The 890-nt window shown below is 64.8% G+C and carries 1 pseudogene; it reads left to right on the plus strand.

From position 1 onward, the window contains the following. Positions 1-232: 232 nt before the first annotated feature. Positions 233-890: pseudogene (locus AQJ91_RS48255) on the plus strand (hypothetical protein); the annotation flags it as partial.

Below are 890 nucleotides of genomic sequence, written 5' to 3' on the forward strand. Positions count from 1 at the left end.
GTGGCCGTGCTGACCGGGCTGGTCACGCATGGCTGGCACCTGTTCCAGTACCCGCTGTACCTCACCGACGAGGGCATCTACATGCAGCGGGCATGGTCGCTGGTGCGGCAGAACCGCCTGTCGCCGTACACCTACGACGAAGAACGCGAAGAAGGTGTGGGAGACCAAACAAGGCGACATCAACCTGCAGGTCTACCCGGTCGGTTAGCCCCGGGCCGAGGAGGTGAACGTCATGCCCGAGAACCCCGAGGACAGGGAAAAGGACATACCCGAGAGCCCCACGAACACCGGACAATCCAGTCCTGAGGGCGAGGAACAGAAGAAGAGGCGGTTCACCTGGAAGAAGCTCGTGATGATCGCCATAGCGCTCGTGGTCGTCGGCTCTCTTGTCCAAGTCATCGCGAGGAGCGGCGGTTTCGGCGGTGCGCTCAACACCACCGGCGACAATGCCAAGCGCGAGAACGAGAAGAGCGCGCCCAAGGAGATCAAGAAACCGGCCCAGAAGCCGAAGACGGTCGAACTGGGGGAGCAGAAGATCCCCCGGCAGTCCGGGCCGATCATCGTGCTCAACCCCGGCCTGGTCACGCCCGGCGGCAAGGCCACAGTCGAGGGCGCCGGATTCGACGCCAGGTCCACCGTGGACCTGCTGCTGAAGACCTCGGCGAAGCAGAGCGAGGGAAAGGGCATCGGCACGGCGAAGACCGACAAGACCGGGTCGATCAACGCGCAGATCAGCGTGCCCGAGAACGTCAGCAAGGGCGCCACTGTGGTCGCGCAACAGCGCAACGCCGACAACGTGGCCGAGGCGCAGCTCGTCGCGGGCGGCGTGGTCGGGTCGGTGAAGAGCAGCAAGCAGGTGGGCAAGCCTGGGGACTCGGTGTCCCTGAGTG

It is taken from the genome of Streptomyces dysideae (genome assembly GCF_001514305.1).
Lineage (GTDB): Bacteria > Actinomycetota > Actinomycetes > Streptomycetales > Streptomycetaceae > Streptomyces > Streptomyces dysideae.